Source organism: Sedimentibacter hydroxybenzoicus DSM 7310 (assembly GCF_013403245.1).
Classification (GTDB): Bacteria; Bacillota; Clostridia; order Tissierellales; family Sedimentibacteraceae; genus Sedimentibacter; species Sedimentibacter hydroxybenzoicus.
Genome location: NZ_JACBNQ010000027.1, coordinates 21,322 through 43,057, shown reverse-complemented (window position 1 = coordinate 43,057; position 21,736 = coordinate 21,322). Strand labels below are relative to the sequence as shown.

22 protein-coding genes are annotated in these 21,736 nt (G+C 34.5%); 15 read left to right on the top strand and 7 right to left on the bottom strand.

What is annotated here, in order from left to right; all coding sequences use genetic code 11:
• Positions 1 to 243: 243 nt before the first annotated feature.
• The 8 genes from HZF24_RS16490 to HZF24_RS16455 all read left to right on the top strand — a co-directional run bounded on the left by HZF24_RS16490 (position 244) and on the right by HZF24_RS16455 (position 7,849).
• A complete protein-coding gene (locus tag HZF24_RS16490; RefSeq protein ID WP_179239467.1) occupies positions 244 to 594 on the top strand; it encodes an ornithine aminomutase subunit alpha in 351 nt (116 codons plus the stop codon).
• A gap of 14 nt (positions 595 to 608) precedes the next feature.
• A complete protein-coding gene (gene oraE / locus HZF24_RS16485) occupies positions 609 to 2,804 on the top strand; it encodes a D-ornithine 4,5-aminomutase subunit OraE (protein WP_179239466.1) in 2,196 nt (731 codons plus the stop codon).
• On the top strand, positions 2,804 to 4,162 hold the full coding sequence (locus HZF24_RS16480; protein ID WP_179239465.1) for a GlmL-related ornithine degradation protein: 1,359 nt from the start codon (positions 2,804 to 2,806) through the stop codon (positions 4,160 to 4,162). The genes oraE and HZF24_RS16480 overlap by 1 nt, the downstream gene beginning before the upstream one ends.
• A gap of 1 nt (position 4,163) precedes the next feature.
• Entirely contained in the window at positions 4,164 to 5,231 is a 1,068-nt protein-coding gene (gene orr / locus HZF24_RS16475; protein ID WP_179239464.1) for an ornithine racemase Orr, read from the top strand.
• Positions 5,232 to 5,854: 623 nt separating this feature from the next.
• Positions 5,855 to 6,151 (top strand): type II toxin-antitoxin system RelB/DinJ family antitoxin, encoded by a 297-nt coding sequence (locus HZF24_RS16470; protein WP_179239463.1) that lies wholly within the window; start codon positions 5,855 to 5,857, stop codon positions 6,149 to 6,151.
• On the top strand, positions 6,145 to 6,468 hold the full coding sequence (locus HZF24_RS16465) for a type II toxin-antitoxin system PemK/MazF family toxin (RefSeq protein WP_179239462.1): 324 nt from the start codon (positions 6,145 to 6,147) through the stop codon (positions 6,466 to 6,468). The genes HZF24_RS16470 and HZF24_RS16465 overlap by 7 nt, the downstream gene beginning before the upstream one ends.
• An 872-nt stretch (positions 6,469 to 7,340) precedes the next feature.
• On the top strand, positions 7,341 to 7,661 hold the full coding sequence (locus HZF24_RS16460) for a hypothetical protein (protein WP_179239461.1): 321 nt from the start codon (positions 7,341 to 7,343) through the stop codon (positions 7,659 to 7,661).
• Positions 7,658 to 7,849 (top strand): helix-turn-helix transcriptional regulator, encoded by a 192-nt coding sequence (locus tag HZF24_RS16455; RefSeq protein ID WP_179239460.1) that lies wholly within the window; start codon positions 7,658 to 7,660, stop codon positions 7,847 to 7,849. Before HZF24_RS16460 ends, HZF24_RS16455 begins: the two co-directional genes overlap by 4 nt.
• Positions 7,850 to 8,026: 177 nt before the next feature.
• Here the strand turns inward: HZF24_RS16455 and HZF24_RS16450 are convergent, their stop codons facing one another.
• The 3 genes from HZF24_RS16450 to HZF24_RS16440 form a co-directional block, all read right to left on the bottom strand.
• On the bottom strand, positions 8,027 to 9,283 hold the full coding sequence (locus tag HZF24_RS16450) for a glycosyltransferase family 2 protein (protein ID WP_218835324.1): 1,257 nt from the start codon (positions 9,281 to 9,283) through the stop codon (positions 8,027 to 8,029).
• Between the two features lie 324 nt (positions 9,284 to 9,607).
• Positions 9,608 to 9,787: a twin-arginine translocase TatA/TatE family subunit gene (gene tatA, locus HZF24_RS16445; protein ID WP_179239459.1), complete on the bottom strand. Its 180-nt coding sequence runs from the start codon at positions 9,785 to 9,787 to the stop codon at positions 9,608 to 9,610.
• A 2-nt stretch (positions 9,788 to 9,789) separates the two neighbouring features.
• Positions 9,790 to 10,491: a C-GCAxxG-C-C family protein gene (locus HZF24_RS16440; protein WP_179239458.1), complete on the bottom strand. Its 702-nt coding sequence runs from the start codon at positions 10,489 to 10,491 to the stop codon at positions 9,790 to 9,792.
• A 408-nt stretch (positions 10,492 to 10,899) separates the two neighbouring features.
• On the opposite strand from HZF24_RS16440, the gene HZF24_RS16435 reads away from it, so the two are divergent.
• From HZF24_RS16435 to HZF24_RS16425, 3 genes are all read left to right on the top strand, one after another.
• Positions 10,900 to 12,147, top strand: coding sequence for a hemolysin family protein (locus tag HZF24_RS16435; RefSeq protein WP_179239457.1), 1,248 nt, complete (start codon positions 10,900 to 10,902; stop codon positions 12,145 to 12,147).
• Between the two features lie 74 nt (positions 12,148 to 12,221).
• Positions 12,222 to 12,800 carry a nucleoside recognition domain-containing protein gene (locus HZF24_RS16430; protein ID WP_179239456.1) on the top strand — a complete coding sequence of 193 codons (579 nt, stop codon included), beginning with the start codon at positions 12,222 to 12,224 and terminating at the stop codon, positions 12,798 to 12,800.
• Positions 12,797 to 13,312: a spore maturation protein gene (locus HZF24_RS16425; protein ID WP_179239455.1), complete on the top strand. Its 516-nt coding sequence runs from the start codon at positions 12,797 to 12,799 to the stop codon at positions 13,310 to 13,312. Before HZF24_RS16430 ends, HZF24_RS16425 begins: the two co-directional genes overlap by 4 nt.
• A gap of 12 nt (positions 13,313 to 13,324) precedes the next feature.
• Here the strand turns inward: HZF24_RS16425 and HZF24_RS16420 are convergent, their stop codons facing one another.
• From HZF24_RS16420 to HZF24_RS16405, 4 genes are all read right to left on the bottom strand, one after another.
• On the bottom strand, positions 13,325 to 13,801 hold the full coding sequence (locus HZF24_RS16420; RefSeq protein WP_179239454.1) for a DUF5317 domain-containing protein: 477 nt from the start codon (positions 13,799 to 13,801) through the stop codon (positions 13,325 to 13,327).
• 94 nt (positions 13,802 to 13,895) lie between these two features.
• Positions 13,896 to 15,206 (bottom strand): HD-GYP domain-containing protein, encoded by a 1,311-nt coding sequence (locus HZF24_RS16415; RefSeq protein ID WP_179239453.1) that lies wholly within the window; start codon positions 15,204 to 15,206, stop codon positions 13,896 to 13,898.
• Between the two features lie 221 nt (positions 15,207 to 15,427).
• Positions 15,428 to 16,051, bottom strand: coding sequence for a hypothetical protein (locus tag HZF24_RS16410; RefSeq protein ID WP_179239452.1), 624 nt, complete (start codon positions 16,049 to 16,051; stop codon positions 15,428 to 15,430).
• A gap of 207 nt (positions 16,052 to 16,258) precedes the next feature.
• Positions 16,259 to 16,978 (bottom strand): N-acetylmuramoyl-L-alanine amidase, encoded by a 720-nt coding sequence (locus tag HZF24_RS16405; RefSeq protein ID WP_179239451.1) that lies wholly within the window; start codon positions 16,976 to 16,978, stop codon positions 16,259 to 16,261.
• A 137-nt stretch (positions 16,979 to 17,115) separates the two neighbouring features.
• On the opposite strand from HZF24_RS16405, the gene cbiB reads away from it, so the two are divergent.
• The 4 genes from cbiB (at position 17,116) to HZF24_RS16385 (ending at position 21,735) form a co-directional block, all read left to right on the top strand.
• Positions 17,116 to 18,054 (top strand): adenosylcobinamide-phosphate synthase CbiB, encoded by a 939-nt coding sequence (gene cbiB, locus HZF24_RS16400; RefSeq protein WP_179239450.1) that lies wholly within the window; start codon positions 17,116 to 17,118, stop codon positions 18,052 to 18,054.
• Between the two features lie 89 nt (positions 18,055 to 18,143).
• Positions 18,144 to 19,211: a threonine-phosphate decarboxylase CobD gene (cobD, locus tag HZF24_RS16395; RefSeq protein WP_179239449.1), complete on the top strand. Its 1,068-nt coding sequence runs from the start codon at positions 18,144 to 18,146 to the stop codon at positions 19,209 to 19,211.
• Positions 19,208 to 20,242: an alkaline phosphatase family protein gene (locus HZF24_RS16390; RefSeq protein ID WP_179239448.1), complete on the top strand. Its 1,035-nt coding sequence runs from the start codon at positions 19,208 to 19,210 to the stop codon at positions 20,240 to 20,242. Before cobD ends, HZF24_RS16390 begins: the two co-directional genes overlap by 4 nt.
• Positions 20,243 to 20,253: 11 nt before the next feature.
• Positions 20,254 to 21,735 carry a cobyric acid synthase gene (locus HZF24_RS16385; RefSeq protein WP_179239447.1) on the top strand — a complete coding sequence of 494 codons (1,482 nt, stop codon included), beginning with the start codon at positions 20,254 to 20,256 and terminating at the stop codon, positions 21,733 to 21,735.
• Position 21,736 lies beyond the last annotated feature (1 nt).

Below are 21,736 nucleotides of genomic sequence, written 5' to 3'. Positions count from 1 at the left end.
GCAATAACGACATACAATGTAACACCAAACGATGCCGATATAGAATTTTTGGCAGAAGAAACCAAGACAGATGTTGAGTATGTAAAGAATGTATTAAAATCCCTATAATAAACACATAATATTGCAAAAGGCGTTAGATTGGGGGACATTCCTCTACCTCAGAGACTATCCATGAATTAGAGGTGTGTCCCCATACCTTATAGCGCCTATTTGCAAATTTAATATTTCAGGAGGAGCATAAAAATGAAAAGAGCTGATGATTTTGAGCAAAGAAGAGTTCACTTGGCAAATCTTTCAGACGAAGAATTATATGATAGATTTTGGAACTTAGCAGAACAAGTGGTTGACCCTTTATTAGAATTAGGAAAAAAGAATACAACTCCGTCAGTTGAAAGAAGTATTCTTTTAAGAATGGGATTCTCAAGTTTAGAAGTTAAACCAATCATTGAAGGTGTGATGAACAAAGGTTTAATGGGCAAGGGTGCAGGAAATGTTGTATGGAGATTGTCTAAGAAATTAGGCTGCTCAGTACGCGAAGCAGGACTTGAACTTGCAAACGGAAGACATTGGGAAGACGTTGACTCATTATTTTAAGGAGGGTATGAAAGATGAAGCTTGATCCAAACAAGAAGATAGATATAAAAGAGTTATTAAAAGATTTAGATAAATATGAACCAAGAAGACGTGGATGGCATTGGAGAGATGAAAGAAACGAAGACAGAACAGTTGGTGATTTTGAATATCACGAAGCTTCAAAGTCGTTAACAAATTCTGTTCCGTTACCCGGCAGCAGAGGATTCGGATACATAGACCCTCAGCCGGATTGTGTAATCACAACAGAAATTGCTTCAGGCAGATTTGAAGATGATATAAGAAGAATGCGTATGGCAGCATGGCATGGCGCAGACCACATAATGGTTATAAGAACCGCAGGTCAATCACACATTGACTCTCTGTTAGAAGGTACAAACCAAGGTATCGGAGGTATAATGGTTACAAGGAAGCAAGTAAGGGCTTCCAGAAAAGCTTGCGATATGATAGAAGATGAAGTTGGTCGTCCGATTAATTTTCACTCATATATTTCAGGAGTTGCAGGTCCTGACATAGCCGTTATGTTTGCTGAAGAAGGCGTTAACGGAGCTCACCAAGACCCTCAATACAATGTATTGTACAGAAATGTTAATATGGTCAGGAGCTTTGTTGATGCATGTGAGGCAAAAAAAATAATGGCATGGTCCGGAATGCTTCAGATAGACGGAGCTCACAATGCCAATGCTACTGCAATGAAAGCATGGAAGGTTATGCCTGAATTAATGGTTCAGCATGCTATTAACTCCATATTCTCAAGAAAAGTAGGTATTAAGCCTGAAAATATAGCACTTTCAACAGTTCCGCCTACAGCTCCGCCGGCACCGTGTATGAGATTAGACTTACCTTATGCGGTTGCTCTTCGTGATTTGTTCAGAGAGTATAAAATGAGAGCACAACAAAATACTAAGTATATGGAATCAGATACCCGTGAAGCAGCTGTTACTCATACGCTTAATATGATGATTTCGCGACTTACCAGTGCTGATATTCAGTCAACAATCACTCCTGATGAAGGAAGAAATGTGCCTTGGCATTACAACAACATAGCAGGTGTTATGACTGCTAAACAATCTCTTACAGGTATGGACGGTCTAAGAGAAATGGTTAAGCTTGACAGAGAAGGTTCTTTAGGAAAGGAAGTCAGGGAGCTTAAGGAAAGAGCAATACTGTTTATGGAAGAAATGCTTGAAGTAGGCGGTTTCTTCAAAGCCGTTGAACAAGGCTTCTTTGTAGACAGCGGTAAATATCCGGAAAGAAACGGAGACGGTATTGCAAGAGAAATCGAAGGCGGTATCGGATACGGCTTCATATACGAAAGAGATGAAGATTACTTTGCTCCTGTTTCAGTTCACTATGGATACAACAACATTCCTGCGGAATTTAAAAAAGCAAGTGATGCAATAGGCGGAGATACATTTGAGGATCGTTCGAAGATTCAATATATAGATGAATTGGATGAAAACGACAATGTCAATGTAAGGTTGGAAGAAACTAAAAAATACTATGACACTAATCTTGTTAAGCCGGAAGTAGAATGGAGAGCAGACGGAACGGTGCTGTTGTCAATCTTCTTACCGTTAGATGAAAGAACTGCGGAATTTGCTGCTATCAAATGCGGTGAAAAAATGGGTTTAGAGGATGTAACTGTGGTTCATAAGCAATGCATGCATCCGTCAGAAGGTACTTACTGCGAAATCAAGGGAAGAGTTAATTTTGATATTGATGTTAATGAATTAGTAATCCCTGAAAAAATCGAAGTATTGTCTGAAGCAGAAATAAGAGAAGATATCCAAAATAAACCTATGTTTGTTGTTGCGGCAACTGTTGGAGAAGACGAGCATTCAGTTGGTTTAAAAGAAACCTTGGACATCAAACATGGTGGTATTGAAGGTTTTGGAATTAAATACGAATATCTTGGAACCTCATGCCCTGTTGAAAAATTAGTTGATGCGGCTATTGAAACTAATGCAGATGCAATTTTGGTCAGCACAATTATAACTCATGATGATGTTCATGTTAAAAACATGAAGAAAATTCATGATTTATGTGTGGAAAAAGGTATCAGAGATAAAATTATGATAATTTGCGGAGGTACTCAGGTATCTAATGAAATAGCATTGGAGGCAGGTCTTGATGCAGGTTTCGGAAGAGGAAGCCACGGTATAGATGCGGCGAGCTTCTTAGTAAAAAGAAGAAGGGAATTAAATAAATAATGAAAATTAATGTATTGGTAGCTGAAATAGGCAGCACCACTACAGTAGTAAATGCCTTTAACGGTATTGGCACATCCTGTCCTGCGTTTGTAGGACAGGGGCAAGCTCCTACGTCTGTGCTTCAAGGAGATGTTACTGTTGGACTCAAGGGAGCCATAGATGACCTGAAGAATAACTTGCGTACAGATGAATTAACATGGGATGATATGTTGGCTACAAGTAGTGCTGCAGGCGGTTTGAAAATGACCGTTCATGGTCTTGTTTACGATATGACTGTAAGAGCAGCTAAGGAAGCTGCTTTAGGAGCCGGAGGAATCATAAAAATGATAACCTCAGGCAAGATGAGAAGAACGGATTTAAAAAAGATTCAGGAAATTATGCCTAATATAATACTTGTTGCAGGCGGTGTAGATTACGGCGAAAGGGATACCGCACTTCATAATTTGGAAATGATACTTTCAATGGGTTTAAATATCCCTATAATTTATGCAGGCAATATTGAAAACCAGGAAGAAGTAAGGCTGATGTGTGAGGAAGCCGACAATCAGGTTTATATAGTAGAAAATGTATATCCGAAAATAGATACATTGGTTGTAGAGCCCACACGTAAGATTATTCAGGATGCTTTCGAGGAGCATATAATTCATGCTGCAGGTATGTCTAAGGTGAGAGAGCTTGTTAAAGGTCCCATAATTCCCACACCGGGTGCGGTAATGGAGGCAGCCAAGGTATTGAAGGAAGATTTAGGAGATTTGATTATATTTGATGTGGGAGGCGCAACCACTGATGTTCATTCCGTAACTCAGGGCTCTGAGGAAGTAAATTTAATTTTATTAAGTCCCGAGCCGGAAGCTAAAAGAACTGTTGAAGGAGATCTTGGTGTCTATGTCAATGTAAATCATGTTGTTGAAAAAATAGGAATTGATAATCTGAGAAAGGAATTTCCCGACGCAGACGAAATTTTAGCAGACTATAGACCAATTCCGGCTTCAGAAAGAGAAAAAGAGTTTGTAGAACGAATTACGACAGAAGCGGTTTTAACATCCTTAGAAAGGCATGCAGGTCACCTGAGATATTTCTATACTGCTTCAGGAAAAAAAACTGTGGCTGAAGGTAAGGATTTAACAGCTGTTAAATACATCATCGGTACAGGCGGGGCATTAACAAGACTGCCCAACAAAAAGAAAATCTTGGAAAAAATCAAAACCCATGGTAAGGAAAAGGAATTATATCCCTCCGAAACTGCCGTAGTCTTGATAGATGAAGATTATATATTGTCATCATTAGGGGTTTTATCGAAAAGCTATCACGATGACGCTTTATTATTAATGAAAAAAAGCTTAAGAATAGGAGAATAAAATGTATCCTAAATTAGTGATTGATTTAAATAAAGTAAAAAACAACCTTAATAAAACAATTGAAATGGTAAAAGGCTCGGGATGCTCCTTGATGATAGTTACAAAAGGCTACTGTGCCGACATGGAAATATACAAGCTGCTTGAAGAGTCAGACATTGATTATCTTGCAGATTCAAGGATACAAAATCTGAAAAAATATGAAGGCACAACAAAGGAAAGAGTTCTTTTGCGCCTGCCTATGATTTCAGAAGCCGATGATGTGGTGCGTTATGCTGACATATCCCTGAATTCCGAAATAGAAACTATCAAAAAATTAAATGATGCTGCAGGCAGATTAAATAAGAAGCATAAAATACTTCTTATGATAGATCTGGGTGATTTAAGAGAAGGTATTTTCTTTGAAAACGAAGATGAAATTTATCATTCGGTTGAAGAAATACTTAAGCTTGAAAATATTGAACTGTTCGGATTAGGTGTCAACCTGACCTGTTACGGAGCGGTAATACCTAAAAAAGAAAATCTCTCAATACTTGTTGATATTGCGCATAAAATTGAAACGAAGTTCAATATTAAGCTACAAATGATTTCGGGCGGAAATTCGAGCTCTGTTTATTTAATAGGTAAAAACGAACTATCGGAAGGAATTAACAACCTCAGGGTTGGCGAAGCATTTTTACTGGGAGATGAAACCGCATACAGTCAGATGCTTGAAGGCTTCTATGATGATGCATTTACTTTGGAAGCAGAAATAATAGAATTAAAAGAAAAACAATCCTTGCCTGTTGGAGAAACAGGAGTAGATGCTTTCGGCAACAGACCGGTTTATGAAGATTTAGGTGTAATTAAAAGGGCCATAATAGCAGTAGGAAGACAGGACGTAGATCCTGACCACCTGCATCCTATAGACCCAAGTATATCAATTTTAGGTGCAAGCTCCGATCACCTGATTGTAAATGCTGATAAAACAGAAAGCAATTACAAGGTGGGGGACATTGTGAAATTTAAAGTAGAGTATTCATCACTTCTAAGAGCATCAACGAGCTCCTACGTGGAAAAGGAATACAAGTAAAAGCATTTAGGGGACGGTGTCAGAAGAGGTACCGTTTGCTATTCTTAGATCGTATGACCAATATTCATAATATATATATTAAAAATACCAGTGCAAAAGTATTGGTATTTTTTTGTGTACCCAGCATGGGAGACAGCTTGACGGTGAAAGTCCGTTATGGGTCTTGGTAGTAGGAAGGGTGTCAAGGATGTGCAAACGGTGATTTTTGCTTCTGCTACCAAATCGTGCAATGCATATATATGTGAATCGTGTATAAATATTTTTCGAGATTCCATTTTATTACAAGTGTGCAAATTTCAATATATACATAAATTTATGATGCGAAAAAGTATACCAGTCAGAGAGAAAACCCCTAAAAAAATTCCAGTTTGGATTTTTTGAAAACTGTATAAATTAATACAAATTATGCAGTTGCTCCCTGCGTTCTGAAGACATATCTATATTCAAAGGTACTATGAGTCTTATATTATTATATTGCGGAAGTAAGACAAGTGTTACACCTGAGAAGGATATGTTTTTTATAAGATTAAAACATAAATAGAAATATTCAAATGCATAAATTTATTGACAATGCACATAATATTATATATAATTTATATAATAAAAGAAAGAAGGTGTATATAATGGCACAGCAAATAAATGTAAATATTCGTATGGATAAAGAGGTTAAGGAAAAAGCGGATGCTTTATTTAATGCATTAGGATTTAATTTTACAACAGCAATAAATACTTTTGTTAAGCAAGCACTGCGAGAGCAGGCAATACCATTTCAGCCAAAAATTGAACGAAAATCATTGGACAGATATATTGAAGAGTATTATGAAAAAGATATTGAAACTATACTTAAGGAAGCAAGTCAAAGTGATGAAAAACCAACTGAAATAGATTGGGGTAAGCCGGTAGGTGAAGAAGTATGGTAAATCAAGGTGATATAATTTTTGTTGATTTCGACCCTCAAAGCGGTCACGAACAAAAGGGTCGGAGACCGGCATTGGTTGTTAGTAATAACACATTTAACAGATTTTCAAGTATGTACATGGTATGCCCAATAACACGTACTGACAAAAAGCACATTTTTCATATATTACTGGATGACAGAACAAAAACAACAGGAGTGATACTCTGTGATCAAGCTCGTATTTTAGATGTAAAGGCACGGAATTATGAGTTTGTAGAACGCATTCCGCATGATATACTTGATAAAGCTAAGAACTTACTCATTAGTTTCATTGAATAGCAAAAAGGAATTAAAAAGCTTTTGGTTCCTTAGCTTGTAAATATACCAAAAGACACTTTTTTAATATAACGGAGGAAGTTATGATAATTTATGGAGGAAACCCATGGAGGAAACCCAGAGGGGACAAACCCAGAGGGGACGGTTCTTTTTGTCTCAAAGCGTTCTGGGGACGGACCTTTTTGTGGCTGCAGCACGAAAAGGTCCGTCCCCTAAACGTTCCCCTAAACGTTAAAAGTAAAAAATATAAAGGAGTGTATTTATGAGATTAAAAAAAGTTATATCTATGTTTTTGGTTTTAATGTTAATGCTTAATACAATTAATAATTATGGATACTCGTAACATATCTTTATTATTTGGGTTTATATTACCGCATTTAATTTGGTTTATAAGATATATTCCAATGTATAAAGAATTTGAGAACAAAATATTTATTATGTATATATACACAAGTTTGTTAAGTATATTTTTATCTCTGAATCAATTTATTGTTAACATTCTTAATTTGGATATTTGGGTATTTTTATTATTACAAATATCGTTACTACCTTTTTTAAGATATTTTGACAAAGATTTAAGAAACATATACAAAAACAAAGATTTAAATAATATATACAAAAACAAATGAGGCAAGGGGACGTTTTGTTCGACATTAAATAAAGTTCATATAATTTTTTATAAAGTATGCCAAACAAAACGTCCCTTTGGCGAGTCATTCCAAGTCCTGTATTAGTATATTGCAAAAGTAAGACAAGTGTTACACTTAATTTCTAATAAAATACGAGGTAAATATTAATGTAAAAAACTCTTGACATTAAATACAAAAGTCCCTATACTGAAAATGTAAAAACATTTTGACATTGGAGGCTTTGTTATGCGTTATATCGGCATTTTTGTTTTATTAGTATCTGTTTTTATGTTTATTGTTAGTTTGCGAGCAATTTTTTTTGCATTCTTAAAAAGGAAAGATGAACGTTCAAAATGGATTGTAAAGAAATCTATGGCAGATTCCTTTATTGCAATTACTGTTCTGCAAACTTTATCTCTGATCATTAAATGGATTCTTCAGGATACTTACCAGGTGTGGTGGAATAGTTTCAAAGAAGGAATATATATTGAGCCGGTACTTCTCAGCTATATCATACTTGGAATTATTTTAATAATTAATACAAGGAAATATGGTGGCTCACTATGATAAACCATATTAAAGAACTCCGGACAGCAAAAAAAATAAAACAAGACGAGCTTGCTGTTATGTGCAATGTTACAAGACAAACAATAAACGCAATAGAAAACAACAAATATGATCCAACCTTAACTCTTGCATTTTCTTTGGCTAAAGCACTGCAAACTACTGTTGATTCCTTATTTGAACCAAATTGAGGGGACTACCCAAAGGGGACGGTTCTTTTTGGCTCAAAGCGTTCTGGGGAAAGCGTTCTGGGGACGGACCTTTTTATGGCTGCAGTCACAAAAAGGTCCGTCCCCGAAATGCGTCCGTCCCCTAAATGTTAGTAAAAAGGAGTTAAGGAACCTTTGACTTTCCTTAAATCCTTTTTTTTATTGTCTTACTTCTTCTATTGACTTGGCGATGCTGTGGGTAATCGGCTTCCACTCGATTTTCCTGAACAATGCAACGATTGAAATAGGAATGTAGGTGAAAATAAATATTGGGAATGTAAACATATATTTAATTTTATTCCATGAAGTTGAATTAATTTGTTTCCATTCTGAAATTGTTGTTACTAACCCTATTGCAAATAGTACTGAATAGGAATTAACAAAGGACATTAAAATCGAAGATGATGTTTCTCTGATAATTTCAGGAGATGTTCCGATATTAATTATACCTATTGTTAAAAATGCCGTATTTATACCTACACTCAGCAGCGACAAAAATAATGCCGGAGAAATTGTAACCAACATATCATAGCAATAGAAGCTTCTCTTAATGAATGCGCATTTGAACAAATCCTTGCCGTATTTTGCAAATACCTGATAAAATCCTTTTGCCCAACGCAATCTCTGATGCCATGATTGCTCAAATAAGTAAGGTTGTTCGTCATACAATACTGCCGAACCGCAATAACCGATTTTTTCGCCATGTATTGCATTGTCAACCGAAAATTCTATGTCTTCTGTCAATAAATGATGCTTCCAACCATTGTTTTTTCTGATAATTTCATCACTTACCATAAATCCTGTACCTGAAATTGCACATCCGGTATTCAATATCATTCTTGAATTGTTTAAATATTTGGCTTCTCTTAAAAACCATAACGAATAACCGGCCGACAGCCAATTCGTATCATAATTTTTTGAATTTCTGTAGCTCGTAACTATTTTGTATCCATTATCAAATACCTTGTTCATTTCAGATATATAGTTTTCGTCCAATAAATTATCAGCATCAAATATAAAATATCCTTCATATTTTTCATTGCTGTTTATTAAAGCTTTAAACGCGTAATCTAAAGCGTAACCCTTTCCTACATATTGTCGGTTAAATCTTTCAAAAACATAAGCTCCGGATTCTTTTGCTACTTGTGCTGTATTGTCTGTGCAATTGTCTGCTACAACATAAATATCTATTAATTCTGACGGATATTTTTGCTTTTTTATACTGCTGATCAGCTGACTGATTACAGCACTTTCGTTTCTTGCAGCAATAACAACTGCGTATCTATGATTTACCTTAGCAGTTAATACCTTACTTTTTCTGAATAAACCTACTATAATATAATAAAATTGATAAAAATAAAATCCAGTAAATAATATAAATATGATTAAGTTAAATATACTAATAAACGATAACAAATTAATACCTCCAAATTTTGTACTCTACGAATAGTAAGTATAGCATTTTCATACGATAAAACAATTAATAATTTCTTAACAATCGCTTAATTTTCAAGTAATAAATCGATTGTATAAGCATCCGTTTTTCTAAAAAGGTACAATTATTATTTCTTTATTACATATTTTTATGCTTTTTCAAATTTCCTTAATATACCAATAAAGATTTGAATGGATATTGGAAGCAGATGAGTTAAATTTTTCAATTTTGTGGCAATTGCTTATACTGTAAATGCAATAAAAGAACCTTGTAAAGTGTATTTTTTGCTTTACAAGGTTCTTTTACTAAATATTTTTTTCTTTTAATTCATCTTTATCATCTTTAGTAGCTTTATTCATTTGAGATTTGAATTCGTTTATCGCAGAACCCATGGATTTTCCTATCTCAGGCAATTTTGAAGGTCCAAATATAACAAGTGCAATAAGTAACAGAAGTATAAGTTCTCCGGGTCCTATTCTCCCCATTACTAAACTCCAAAGTATTCATTCAACAGTTCAACTGTTTTGGCTGCGACATCAGCAGTTACACCTGCACATCGGGCTTTTCTTTCAGGGTCGCCCATCGCATATCCTGTTTTTTCCATAAATTTACCGACTGAATCGACACAGTTTACAGAACCGGAAACTGTTGTTTCGTTTTTAATTTCAGGTTGATATATAGGAAGCTCTGCCTTATTGTACCATGCAAATAAATCCGCTGTTAATTTTTTTGCATCATCTTTAGGGCATAGAAGACCTATAGTAAAGACAGCACCTCCAAGAGAACCACAAAGGGAGCCGATTCCGTATCCGGTTGCTCCATTAACGAATGTATCAACAGGAATCTGATTAAAAGGATAGCCTGCATTGTCTGCAAGTTCACCTATTAATGCATCCGCTACTCCGACACAGCAGCCTCCCTTGTTGAAATAGCTTGCATATGCTCTTTCTTGAACAGTGGGAATATCAAGCTTTTGATAAACAAAAGGGTGTGAAGCGGCATCAGTGCTTAACTCCTTATACTCGTAGCTTAGAACTTGTTTAGAAGGAATTTCAGAAGGTTTATCATCTGCGCATGCTGTAAGTATAGAAGGTACAAGGCCTACTACAGCTAATCCGGCTGTAGTTTTGCCGGCGGTCTTCAATAAATCTCTTCTTGAAAAAGTTTTTTCTTTAAAATTCGCGTTCATTTCAATCTCCTAATAATTTATATTTTTATTTGTAAAAATTTTAACAGTCAAAGATAAATATCCCTACTTAATACTTATTTGCTGGAAAAGTATTAAAGATGTCTACCTACATGTTAAAATCAAATAATTTAATATAATTTTATATGCATTTATGACATATGTCAACGGAATGAACTATTGTATTTTTCTATTTTACCAGCTGCAACTATAAGCGTATGTTAAAATATAGCATAAATAGATATTTTATTTGTGATAAACATAATACATGTTCCTTATAAATTGATTAGTTGCGGTATAAGTAAATTGTGAATTGTTCAAAAATGCTAAAAATAGAAAATAAATTGACTATTTTTCACGTATATATTATACTGTTTGTATACTATAATTAATTGGGAGTGAATTACAAAGATGGACGATGACGTCATAAGTCAAGTCATAATATTAATTTTATTGATTTTATTTTCTGCGATACTTTCAGCTTCAGAGGCTGCATTTGTTAATTTTAACAAATCAAGATTGAAGAATATATCCGGTAATGGTAATAAAAATTTAGTTTTGGAACTAGATGATAATTACGAGAATTTAATGTCAACAATTCTGATTACAGGAACTATATTAAAAATTACTGCTGTATCATTGGAAATATATATTCTGTCAAATTATTTAAGTGTTTTTTCAGCAACTTTAGTAGCTGTTCTAACGATTCTATTTATTGTGGAAATTCCGGCTAAAGGATTGGCTAAATTTTCACCGGAAAAGCATGCTGTTTTTTTGGCACCTATTTTAAAGCTTTTAGTGTTTTTGTGTACACCTGTTAATTTTACACTTACTTCTTTAAAGTCAGTTTTTTATAAAATTTTAAAAACAGAAATTCAACCTTTCATGACTGAAGATGAGCTTATAACAATGATTGATGAAGTTGAAAATGAAGGTGTCATCAATAAAAATGAAAGTGATTTAATAAGATCGGCAATCGAATTCAGTGAAACAGTCGTTGAAGATATCTATACACCGAGAATTGATATCGTAGGTATAGATGAAGATGAAAGCTTGGAAGAAATAAGAGAGAAATTCCTGATAAGCGGATATTCGAGATTACCGGTGTTTCAAGGTGATATGGACAACATAGTCGGAGTGCTGCACGAAAAGGATTTCTATCAGGCACTAAACAGGAAAGAAAAAGATATTAGAAAGCTTGTTTCCAAGATACTATACGTTACACCTAATAAGAAAATTTCAGAGCTGTTAAAAGAGCTTCAGTTGTCTAAGGCGCATATGGCCGTTGTAATAGACGAATATGGCGGAACCGAAGGGCTCGTAACCATGGAAGATATAATAGAAGAATTAGTAGGAGAAATTTGGGATGAGCACGACGAAGTATTCGAATGGTTCAAAAAAATAGGAGAAGATAAATTCCTTATTTCATGTAATGCAGATATTGACGACATGTTTGAGCTGTTTGGCATTGAACCTGATGAGGAGCTTGACGTTACAACCGTTAATGGTTGGATAACAATGCTGTTCGAAGAAATACCGGAGGCAGGAGGAAGGATAGTATACAAGGATTTGGATATTACCGTAACCAAGGCCGAAGCAAAAAGAGTATTGGAAATTCAGGTTGAAAAAATAGATAATGAGTTAAATCTGACAAAGTAATTAAAAGATATATTTATGATATTAAAGACATATTATTTAATAATATGTCTTTGTTGTATTTAGGGGGGAATTTATTGAAAAGCGTTTGGATTTTTCTTATAGGACTGGGCTTTATATTTTCGTTTGCTAACGGAAAACCGGAAACTGCTGCAAATGTCCTTTTTTTCGATTTGCAGCAATCAGTGGAATTGATAATCAAATTAATACCCGTCATGGCTTTTTGGACCGGATTAATGTCAATAGTTGAAAAATCAGGAATATTGAATAAGCTGGCCGCAGTTATAAAGCCGGCAATTAGATTTTTGTTTAAAGAAGTAGCTAACAATACAAAGGCAGTAAATGCAATTATTATGACTATTGCAGCTAATATTCTTGGCATAGGCAATTCCGCAACTGCATTTGGTTTAAAGGCTATGCATGAAATGCAGCTTGTAAACAAGGATAAATCAACAGCCAATAATGCCATGTGTATGTTTTTAATAATTAATGTATCTTCAATTCAGCTCATTCCTTTGAATGTAATAAAGTTAAGAGCAGATGCAGGAGCAAGCTCGCCCGGAGATATTTTGGTTCCAACCATAATTGCTACTACATTTTCTACTGCTATAGCGATTATTTTTGCAAAATATTTTGAAAGGAAAGAAGTGAAATGAGATTATCTGATTTGATATTGCCGGTTGTTATAGGTGGAATTTTGTTTTACGGAATTATTAAAAAGGTCGATATATATGCTGCATTTATTGACGGGGCCATGGAAGGAGCAAAAGCAGCACTTAAAATATTTCCCTATATATTGGCTGTAATTTTTGCTATAAATATGTTTATCCATTCCGGAGCCGAAGATTTTATAGTAAGAATATTAACACCAATAACCAATCTGTTAGGATTCCCGCCGGAACTGTTATCCTTATCAATAGTTAAACCATTGTCGGGAGGAGGATCTTTGGGAGTTTTTCAATCAATACTCGATAATTACGGACCGGACTCCTATATAGGAAGAAGTGCATCTGTGTTGATGGGTTCATCAGAAACCATTTTTTACACCACCGCCGTATACTTCGGAGCAGTTGGTATAAAGAATATAAGGCATACAATTAAGGTTGGCTTAATAGCTCATGTAGGGTCAATTTTTGCAGCACTTATGGTGTGTCGGTTTTTTATGTAAAGATTTACGGGATTATTTCTGCTTTACAGAAGAGTATGCATTTTGCCAAAAAACAAATACACCCAGTAATAAGAATATATCACCGATGCTGATTGTTTTTGGAAAAGGGTAGGGAGGAGGCAATGTAATAATGTCCGAGAATATTTTAAACTTGGTGTCTTCTGTGAGCAGGGAATGAATTAAATCCTGTCCTGACTGAAGATACATTTTTTTTGCTTCAACGTCAGTCAATATCTCAGAAACGTACACCGGCATTTTAAAGTCATTAAATATAATAGCTGTAAAATTCAGCAATGTTCCGAAAAACATAAGCTTCATGAACGGCTTTTCGAAGTTAATAATTGAAACAATGAATAATCCAAAGTAGATTGTCCAATGCATTGACAATATTCTGAGTAAATTACTATCGGTATATCGCTTAAATAAAAATTGAGCAGTAATTTCAATTACTGCCATGATTAACAATACTGTATAGCCTTTAATTTCCATTTTCAAGTTATTAACTTTAAATTTATTATTTCGTATTATTATCAAAACAATTGATAAAAAAGAGAATAATATAATTTCGGGAATCATGCCGCACCTATTCTGATAAATTATTGAATGCCTTTCTTAAGGCAATAATTGCATCGTCAACTATATCAGGATTAAATTGAGTACCTGCATTTACTTTTACCTCATTAAGTGCATCCTCTAAGCTTAAAGCATGCCTGTAAGGCCTGTCCGTAGTCATTGCGTCAAAGGAATCTGCAATTATAAGTATGGATGTTTCCAACGGTATACTGTTGTGATTCAATCCGTCCGGATATCCCTTACCGTCGTTTCTTTCGTGGTGATGCTTGATTATATCTGAAAGATTGGACAAATAGCTCATATCGGATATAATAGTAGCTCCTATTTCGGGATGAGCTTTTATAGAATCAAATTCTTCCTTTTCTAATTTGCCGTTTTTATTCAGTATATTTTTATCCACTCCTATTTTTCCTATGTCATGCAGAAGTGCTGCGCTTTTTATCATATCTATCTTGTTCTGGGGCAATCCCAATTGCTTTGCAATTGCCTCCGAATAAATACTGACACGCAAGGAATGACCGCTCGTATAGGGGTCGTTTGCTTCTATAGCTCTTACCAATACATTCATTGTTTCAAAATAGTTTTTCCTCATATCCAGATACAGTTTAAAAGTATATCGCGCAAGCAATAGCGGAATAAAGAATAACAATAATCCTCCGAAACCGTAAGTGTGGTATGCAAATGCAAGAACTATACCTAATAATCCAACCAATAGTACATTTACCATCATCGAGAAAAAATTACCTTTCCAGATAGAAAGCAATTTTTCTTTCAACAAAATTGACATTAGTTGTGACATAAAAAATGTATTTAAAAGTATATAAACTGTTAGTGCCGCAGCTCCTGCAACGGGGTTAAAAAATTCAAAACCAATATTAATATTGCGATTTAAGTATTCATATGCTAATCCAGCTGCTCCAGAACTTATAATAAGTTGTGTAATGTTAAATATTGTCTTATAAATTGGATTGTTAAATATATGAACTCTTCCTTTTCCATCAACATATGGAAATCTAAATGCTACACCAAACGCTGCAATAATTGCAGCGCAGAAAGGATTTGTTAATATTATTGCGGAATAATATAATGCAAAGCTTACTGAAATCCCGCCTATCTTAGGTAATAGTATTAGATAAGTCTCTGCTATCGCAGAAAGCACTGAAAAAACTATAATCAAATTATAATTGTCTATTGCATATTCATTAAAAAGGAAATACATTAATGATATTGCAATTAATGTAAGTAATATAATATATAAATATAATTTCATCCCTATAGCAGGTTTGTTTTCTTTTTTTATAGTTTCTTTTTCTTTAACCATATATAACCTCTTTATAATGAAGGGCTGACAAATAGTACTTTTTATACCCAGGTAAAGCTTGCACCTGCAGCTAAAACTAATGCTACTAATGATGATATTATAGCCATTAACTTTTTCATGAGAACCCTCCTACAGATTGTCTCTGCTCGGTCGCTATTAGAACAGGAAGGTTTCGCTACGCTAATTTTTATTTTGTTTTATGCTTTTCTTAGTCAGCCCCATCATTCTTTTATAAATAAACAGATTTTTCTGTTTATAGCATTAAGAGTAGCTTTAATAGTGGAGTCGATTTTGTTGTTATGTATTATTGAAGAGCCTATAAGCAGGATTTCTCTGCCCCTATCATAATAAGTAATTGAAGAAAGCAATACATCTTGTCCTGATATTCTGGCAGTTTGAATGTCATCCACAATAAAGCATTCAAGTTCAATGGCCTTTTTGATTGCATTTAAAGTTGCTAAAGCGGCAACCATGAGGGTGTTTTTTTCAGATCTCAGACCCTCTGCTTCTCCCACGAATTCTTTTTCGTCCCACGTAAATTTAGCAATAATTTTAATTTTTTCACCGTATGTTTCGTTTGTATGTCCTACGTACAAAAGGCGAAAATCAGAATTAATTGATATATTTTTGTTAACTTGTGCAACACTTATAATTTTATAATCAATATCGAGGTTAAAATGAGAAAGCAGGGCTGTCCTTATATCCCTCACAATTTGCTTCGAATGTCTGCTGCTGTCAGACAGGACGTGTATTTCTGTAATATTATTATTTGAATCAGTAATTATTTTACATGATAGAACAGATTTGATATTGGCTAAGAAATATTCAACTTCTTCAAAATTCATATAAGTCCTCCAAACGTTAAACTACATATAATTTGATTATAATACAATATAATTATTTATTCAACAAAAATTATCAAATAATTGAATTATTAATATATTTTTCAATATTTGCAATAAGAAACCAGCACCAAATCTTTGATTTGATGCTGGTCGCTTACATATAATATAATATTAACTTAAATAAGATTAATACCTGTAATTCAAGAGCTATAATTCATTAAAATACTTAATAAGTCCCGTAAATATTGACCATGCAATTTTTTCCTGATATTCGTCTGAGATTAATTTTTTCTCTTCTTCATTGTTTGATAAAAATCCGCATTCCACTAAAACAACCGGAATGTTCGTATCATCCATAATTTTTATATCTTTTTTAACCTGAGGAACCCTATTGTTTCCGGGGTCCAATATGCTTTTTAAAGAATCCTGCAAAATATCCGATGCCATTTTACCTAACTGACTGTTGTTTTGATAAAATACATGAGCACCATAATATTGTTTTTGGGGGAATGAATTTATATGAATTGAAACCACCAGGTCAGCATTAGAATTATTTATCATTTCAACACGATTTTGCAGATCTTCATTTTTCTTTTCCCTGATTGTTTTTGACTTTAAGGAATACAACCCCTCATCCTCGAATCTGGTCATATCTACTTCAAATCCGGATGCTTCTAAAAAGCTCATAAGTTTTTCTGAAATTGCTAAATTTAAAGGAGCTTCTGTTGCTCCTGTATCTCCGCTTGTTCCTTGATCCACACCGCCATGCCCCGGGTCAATCAGAATCTTTATACGGTCAACCTGTTCCGCTCCCGTAGCATCTATGGTTTCGGATGTTTTATATAAATCAGAAAATAATGACATCAGTAAAGTTATTATTAAGGCGATTGAAAATACTAGATTGGTTCTTTTGAATATCTTTTCCATATTTCCCCCATAATTGTTTTCTTAATAAAGCTTATGATAGCAGGTTTTGAATATTACAAAAATATACTGAATTGACAAGCAACCGCTAATTAAGATATAATTTTTTTGCGTTTAATTAAATCAAAAGGGGGAATTGTATGTTAACATTAATTATTGGATATTTACTGGATTTAATTTTTGGTGATCCTCAAGGGTTTCCCCATCCTATCAGATTAATCGGTAAGTTGATTTACAGGGTTGAAAAATATTTAAGAGATAAATGTAAAAGTAATGATGATGAGAGAAAAGCGGGTGTTGTACTTTGGTTAACAGTAGTTATAATTTCATTTTTGATACCATTCATAATACTTTTATTTGTATATAAGTTTAGTTATATTCTTGGCATTATTGTTGAAAGTGTAATGATTTACTTTATATTGGCTGCAAAAAGCTTAAGAGTTGAAAGTATGAAGGTTTATACGGGGTTAGTGAACAATAATATAATTGAGGCAAGAAGGTATTTGTCATACATAGTTGGCAGAGATACTGAAAATCTGGATGCTTCATCCATATCAAGAGCTGCGGTTGAAACAGTTGCGGAAAATACTTCAGACGGCGTAATTGCACCCATGCTGTTTGTTATACTCGGTGGAGCGCCCCTTGGCTTTATGTATAAAGCAATAAATACACTTGACTCAATGGTGGGTTATAAAAATGAAAAGTATATTAATATGGGTAGATTTTCTGCTATAGCTGATGATGTTGCAAACTATATTCCGGCAAGGATATCCGCGTATTTAATGATACTTGCTTCTATGATTCTGAAAATGGATTATAAGTCGGCGTGCAAAATTTATAAACGAGACAGATATAATCATAACAGTCCCAATTCGGCACACACGGAAGCGGTTTGTGCAGGAAGCTTGAATATTATGCTTGGCGGTGACAGCTTCTATGGCGGAGTTCCGGTACATAAACCTACTATTGGTGACAACATCAGAGAGATAGAAACAGAAGATATAAGAAGGGCAAATAATTTGATGTATGTAACATCAGCAATGTGCCTGATTTTAGGTAGTATTATTCTGTCTTTATGAGATATCTCAGGCAGCAGGCATCGGTATGACAGTCTATGTCATCCGTTGCAGCGATGGATATCCATAGTTATTTGTAAGGAGGTACAAGTATGGAAAAGCACGGAGCCGATATTTTTACAGCGGCACAAATATCGGGTATCGATGAAAACAATATAATAGATTTCTCCTCAAACATCAACCCCCTTGGCATACCGGCAAGAGTTGAAAAAGCAATAATGGGTTCGGTTAAATATTCAGACAGATATCCGGATATTCATTACAGAGGTCTGATTGAAGGCATATCTCTGTATGAAAATGTACCGGCAAGCTATATATTTCCGTCTAATGGTGCAGCCGAGGGGATATTTAGAATTGCTCTTTGTCTGAAGCCTGATTACGCTTTGTTAACTGCCCCGACGTTCAGCGAATATGAATCCGCATTAGAAACTGTTGACTGCAGCATAAAATACTACAATTTAAATGAAAATGAAAATTTCAAAATAACCAGCGGTATATTTTATGAAATAAATGCGGTTGATATAGTTTTTATATGCAATCCAAACAATCCTACAGGGCAAATTACCGACAATAATTTGCTTGAAAAAATAATAGCACAGTGCAAATTGTCTGATAAGGTTGTAGTTATAGATGAATGCTTCATGGACTTTGTTGAGGATAAAGAAAAATTCAGTGTAAGTCATTTGCTAAAGAAATATGACAACCTTATAATTTTAAAGGCATTTACAAAAATATTTGCGATACCTGGCATACGTCTCGGATACTGTATGTCTTCCAATGAAAAAATCATAGATAATTTAAAAAAGGCAGGTCCGCCATGGAATGTTTCCGCCCCTGCGCAGGAGGCGGCTTTAGCTGCCGTTAAGGAAAAGGACTACGTATCACAATCAACTGAATATATCAAAAATCAAAGAAAGTATTTGGTTGAAGAAATTAAAAAGCTTAACATAAACATTTATGACTCATATGCAAATTATATATTGTTTAAAATCAGCGATAATATTGATTTAAAAGAAGAATTCCTCAAAAAAGGAATTTTAATAAGAAGCTGCGCTAATTACAAGAATTTATCCGATAAATATTACAGGATTGCAGTTAAAAGGGAAAAAGAGAACGAATTATTTATTGAAATTTTAAAAGAAATTATGGTAGGCGGATGAAGCAAATATTAGTTATTTTAGACGGCTTAAGTGAAGAAAATGTGAAAGACCTGGGATTTATGACACCACTTCAATATGCATCCACTCCGACTATTGATGAGTTTATAGGTCAGGGAAAATATGAGAAAAAATCATTTTGTGTTTCTGACAGGAAACCCGACAGCTTAAGCTGCATACTTTCCATACTTGGAGTTAAGGAAGAGCTTATTCCCCAAAACAGAGCTTATTTAGAAGCTTTGGCTGCTAATATTGACATAGATGATGACGAAATTGCTTTAAGGTGCAACTTAGTTAAAATTAACAATGATAAATTAGAATCCTTTAACGGTGGAGATTTAAATCATAATGAAATAAAAGATGCAGTGGGAAGAGTGAGAGTAAGTAAGAAAATCAGATTTCACCACATAAGCGGATATAGAAATATTATTGTTGTTAAAAAAAGCGATGAAATATTATTCGTCAATAACTATCCGCCTCATGAATACATGGGCGAAAATATTAATGTTCTTTTAGAGGAAATAATTAAAATTGATGCTTTAAGGGATTTCGTAAACAACAACAGATTTTTTATCGATGGCGATGAATATATATTTTACCCATGGGGAGCTTCTGAAAAGACAGAGTTACCGTCCTTTTATGAACTTCATAAAAGGACATGCTCATGTATATGCGGAGCTGAAATTGTTAAGGGTATTGCTAAGCTTATGGACATCAGAGTGCCTGAACTAAGGCATGCAACGGCTGATGTGGACACTGATTTGAATGAAAAAGCAGAAGCAGCTCTCAATGAAATTAAAAATCATGATACTGTAATAGTTCACATAAATGGAACAGATGAAATATCTCATAGGAAGGATGTACTTGGCAAAGTAAAATTCATAGAAAGAATAGACAGAGAATTTTTAAGTGTGATATATGAAAATGTGGAAGAAAACACAGCAATAACCGTTTTATCCGATCACCGGACAAGTTCTGTAACAGGTAAACATGAAAATGGATTTGTGGATGTAATAACAGTAATAAAAAAATGATGGAGGCAATCATGGCGAAAGTAATAATGGTACAAGGAACAACCTCTAATGCGGGCAAAAGTTTAATAACTGCAGCTTTTTGCAGAATATTTAAACAAGACGGATACAAGGTTGCACCATTTAAATCACAAAATATGGCTTTAAATTCTTATATAACAAAAGACGGGCTTGAAATGGGAAGGGCTCAGGTTATGCAGGCAGAAGCATCAGGCATAGAGCCTGACATAAGGATGAATCCCATACTGCTTAAACCAACCGGTGAAAAGGGCTCGCAGGTTGTGTTAAACGGTAAGGTTTTTAAGGATATGACCGCAGGTGAATATTACAGCTACAAAGCGGATATGATCCCGCACATTATGAAATCTTATAATTCGTTGTCAGAAGAGTACGACGTCATAGTTATAGAAGGAGCGGGAAGCCCTGCGGAAATAAATTTAAGAGAACAGGATATTGTCAATATGGGCATGGCGGAAATGGCAGATGCACCTGTTGTGATTGTAGGAGATATAGACAGAGGAGGAGTATTTGCTTCATTGGCAGGAACCATGCTTTTGTTTAATAATGAAGAAAAGAAAAGAGTAAAGGGCTTCATTATAAATAAATTCAGGGGGGATGTAGACTTGCTGACTCCCGGACTGAAAATGCTTGAAGATATAACTGACGTAAAAGTATTGGGAGTTGTTCCTTACTTAAATGTGGATATAGATGATGAAGACAGCTTGTCTGAAAGATTGACGAGCAGCAATAATTATAATTTAATAGATATAGCCGTAGTTAAGCTGCCACGCATATCTAATTTTACGGATTTCAATATTTTTTCTATGATTGAAGGTGTGTCTGTAAGGTACGTATCAAGAGTAAAAGATTTAGGTAATCCGGATATGATAATTATACCCGGTACTAAAAATACTATCGAAGATTTAAAGTGGCTTAAGCAGAGCGGCTTAGAAACAAAGATTATAAGGTATGCCGGGTCGGGTAATCCGGTTTTTGGTATTTGCGGCGGTTATCAAATGCTTGGTACAGAAATAAACGATCCCGAAAATGTTGAGGGCGGCGGCTCCGTTAACGGCTTAGGACTCTTAAATACAGTAACGGATTTTTCAACCGAAAAAACAACAGTTCAAACTACGGGTAAGTTCAATAATATAAAAGGATTTTACAGTGAACTGTCCGGGATTGAAATAAAGGGTTATGAAATTCATATGGGTCAATCGGTTATAAATGAAGGCGAAGCGCTCACTGCCATTGACGGTAAAAATGACGGGTGTGTTGACAATAATGTTGCCGGAAGCTATGTCCACGGTATTTTTGACAGTTTTTCAGTGGCAAGTACGTTGGTAAATATTTTGGCCAAAAACAAAGGCATTGAAATAGAAGAATTAAAAAATTTTGATATACAAAAATATAAGGAAAGCCAATATAATATATTGGCTGATTGTGTCAGGAAAGCTGTTGATATGAATGAAATTTACAAAATTTTAGGCTGTTGAT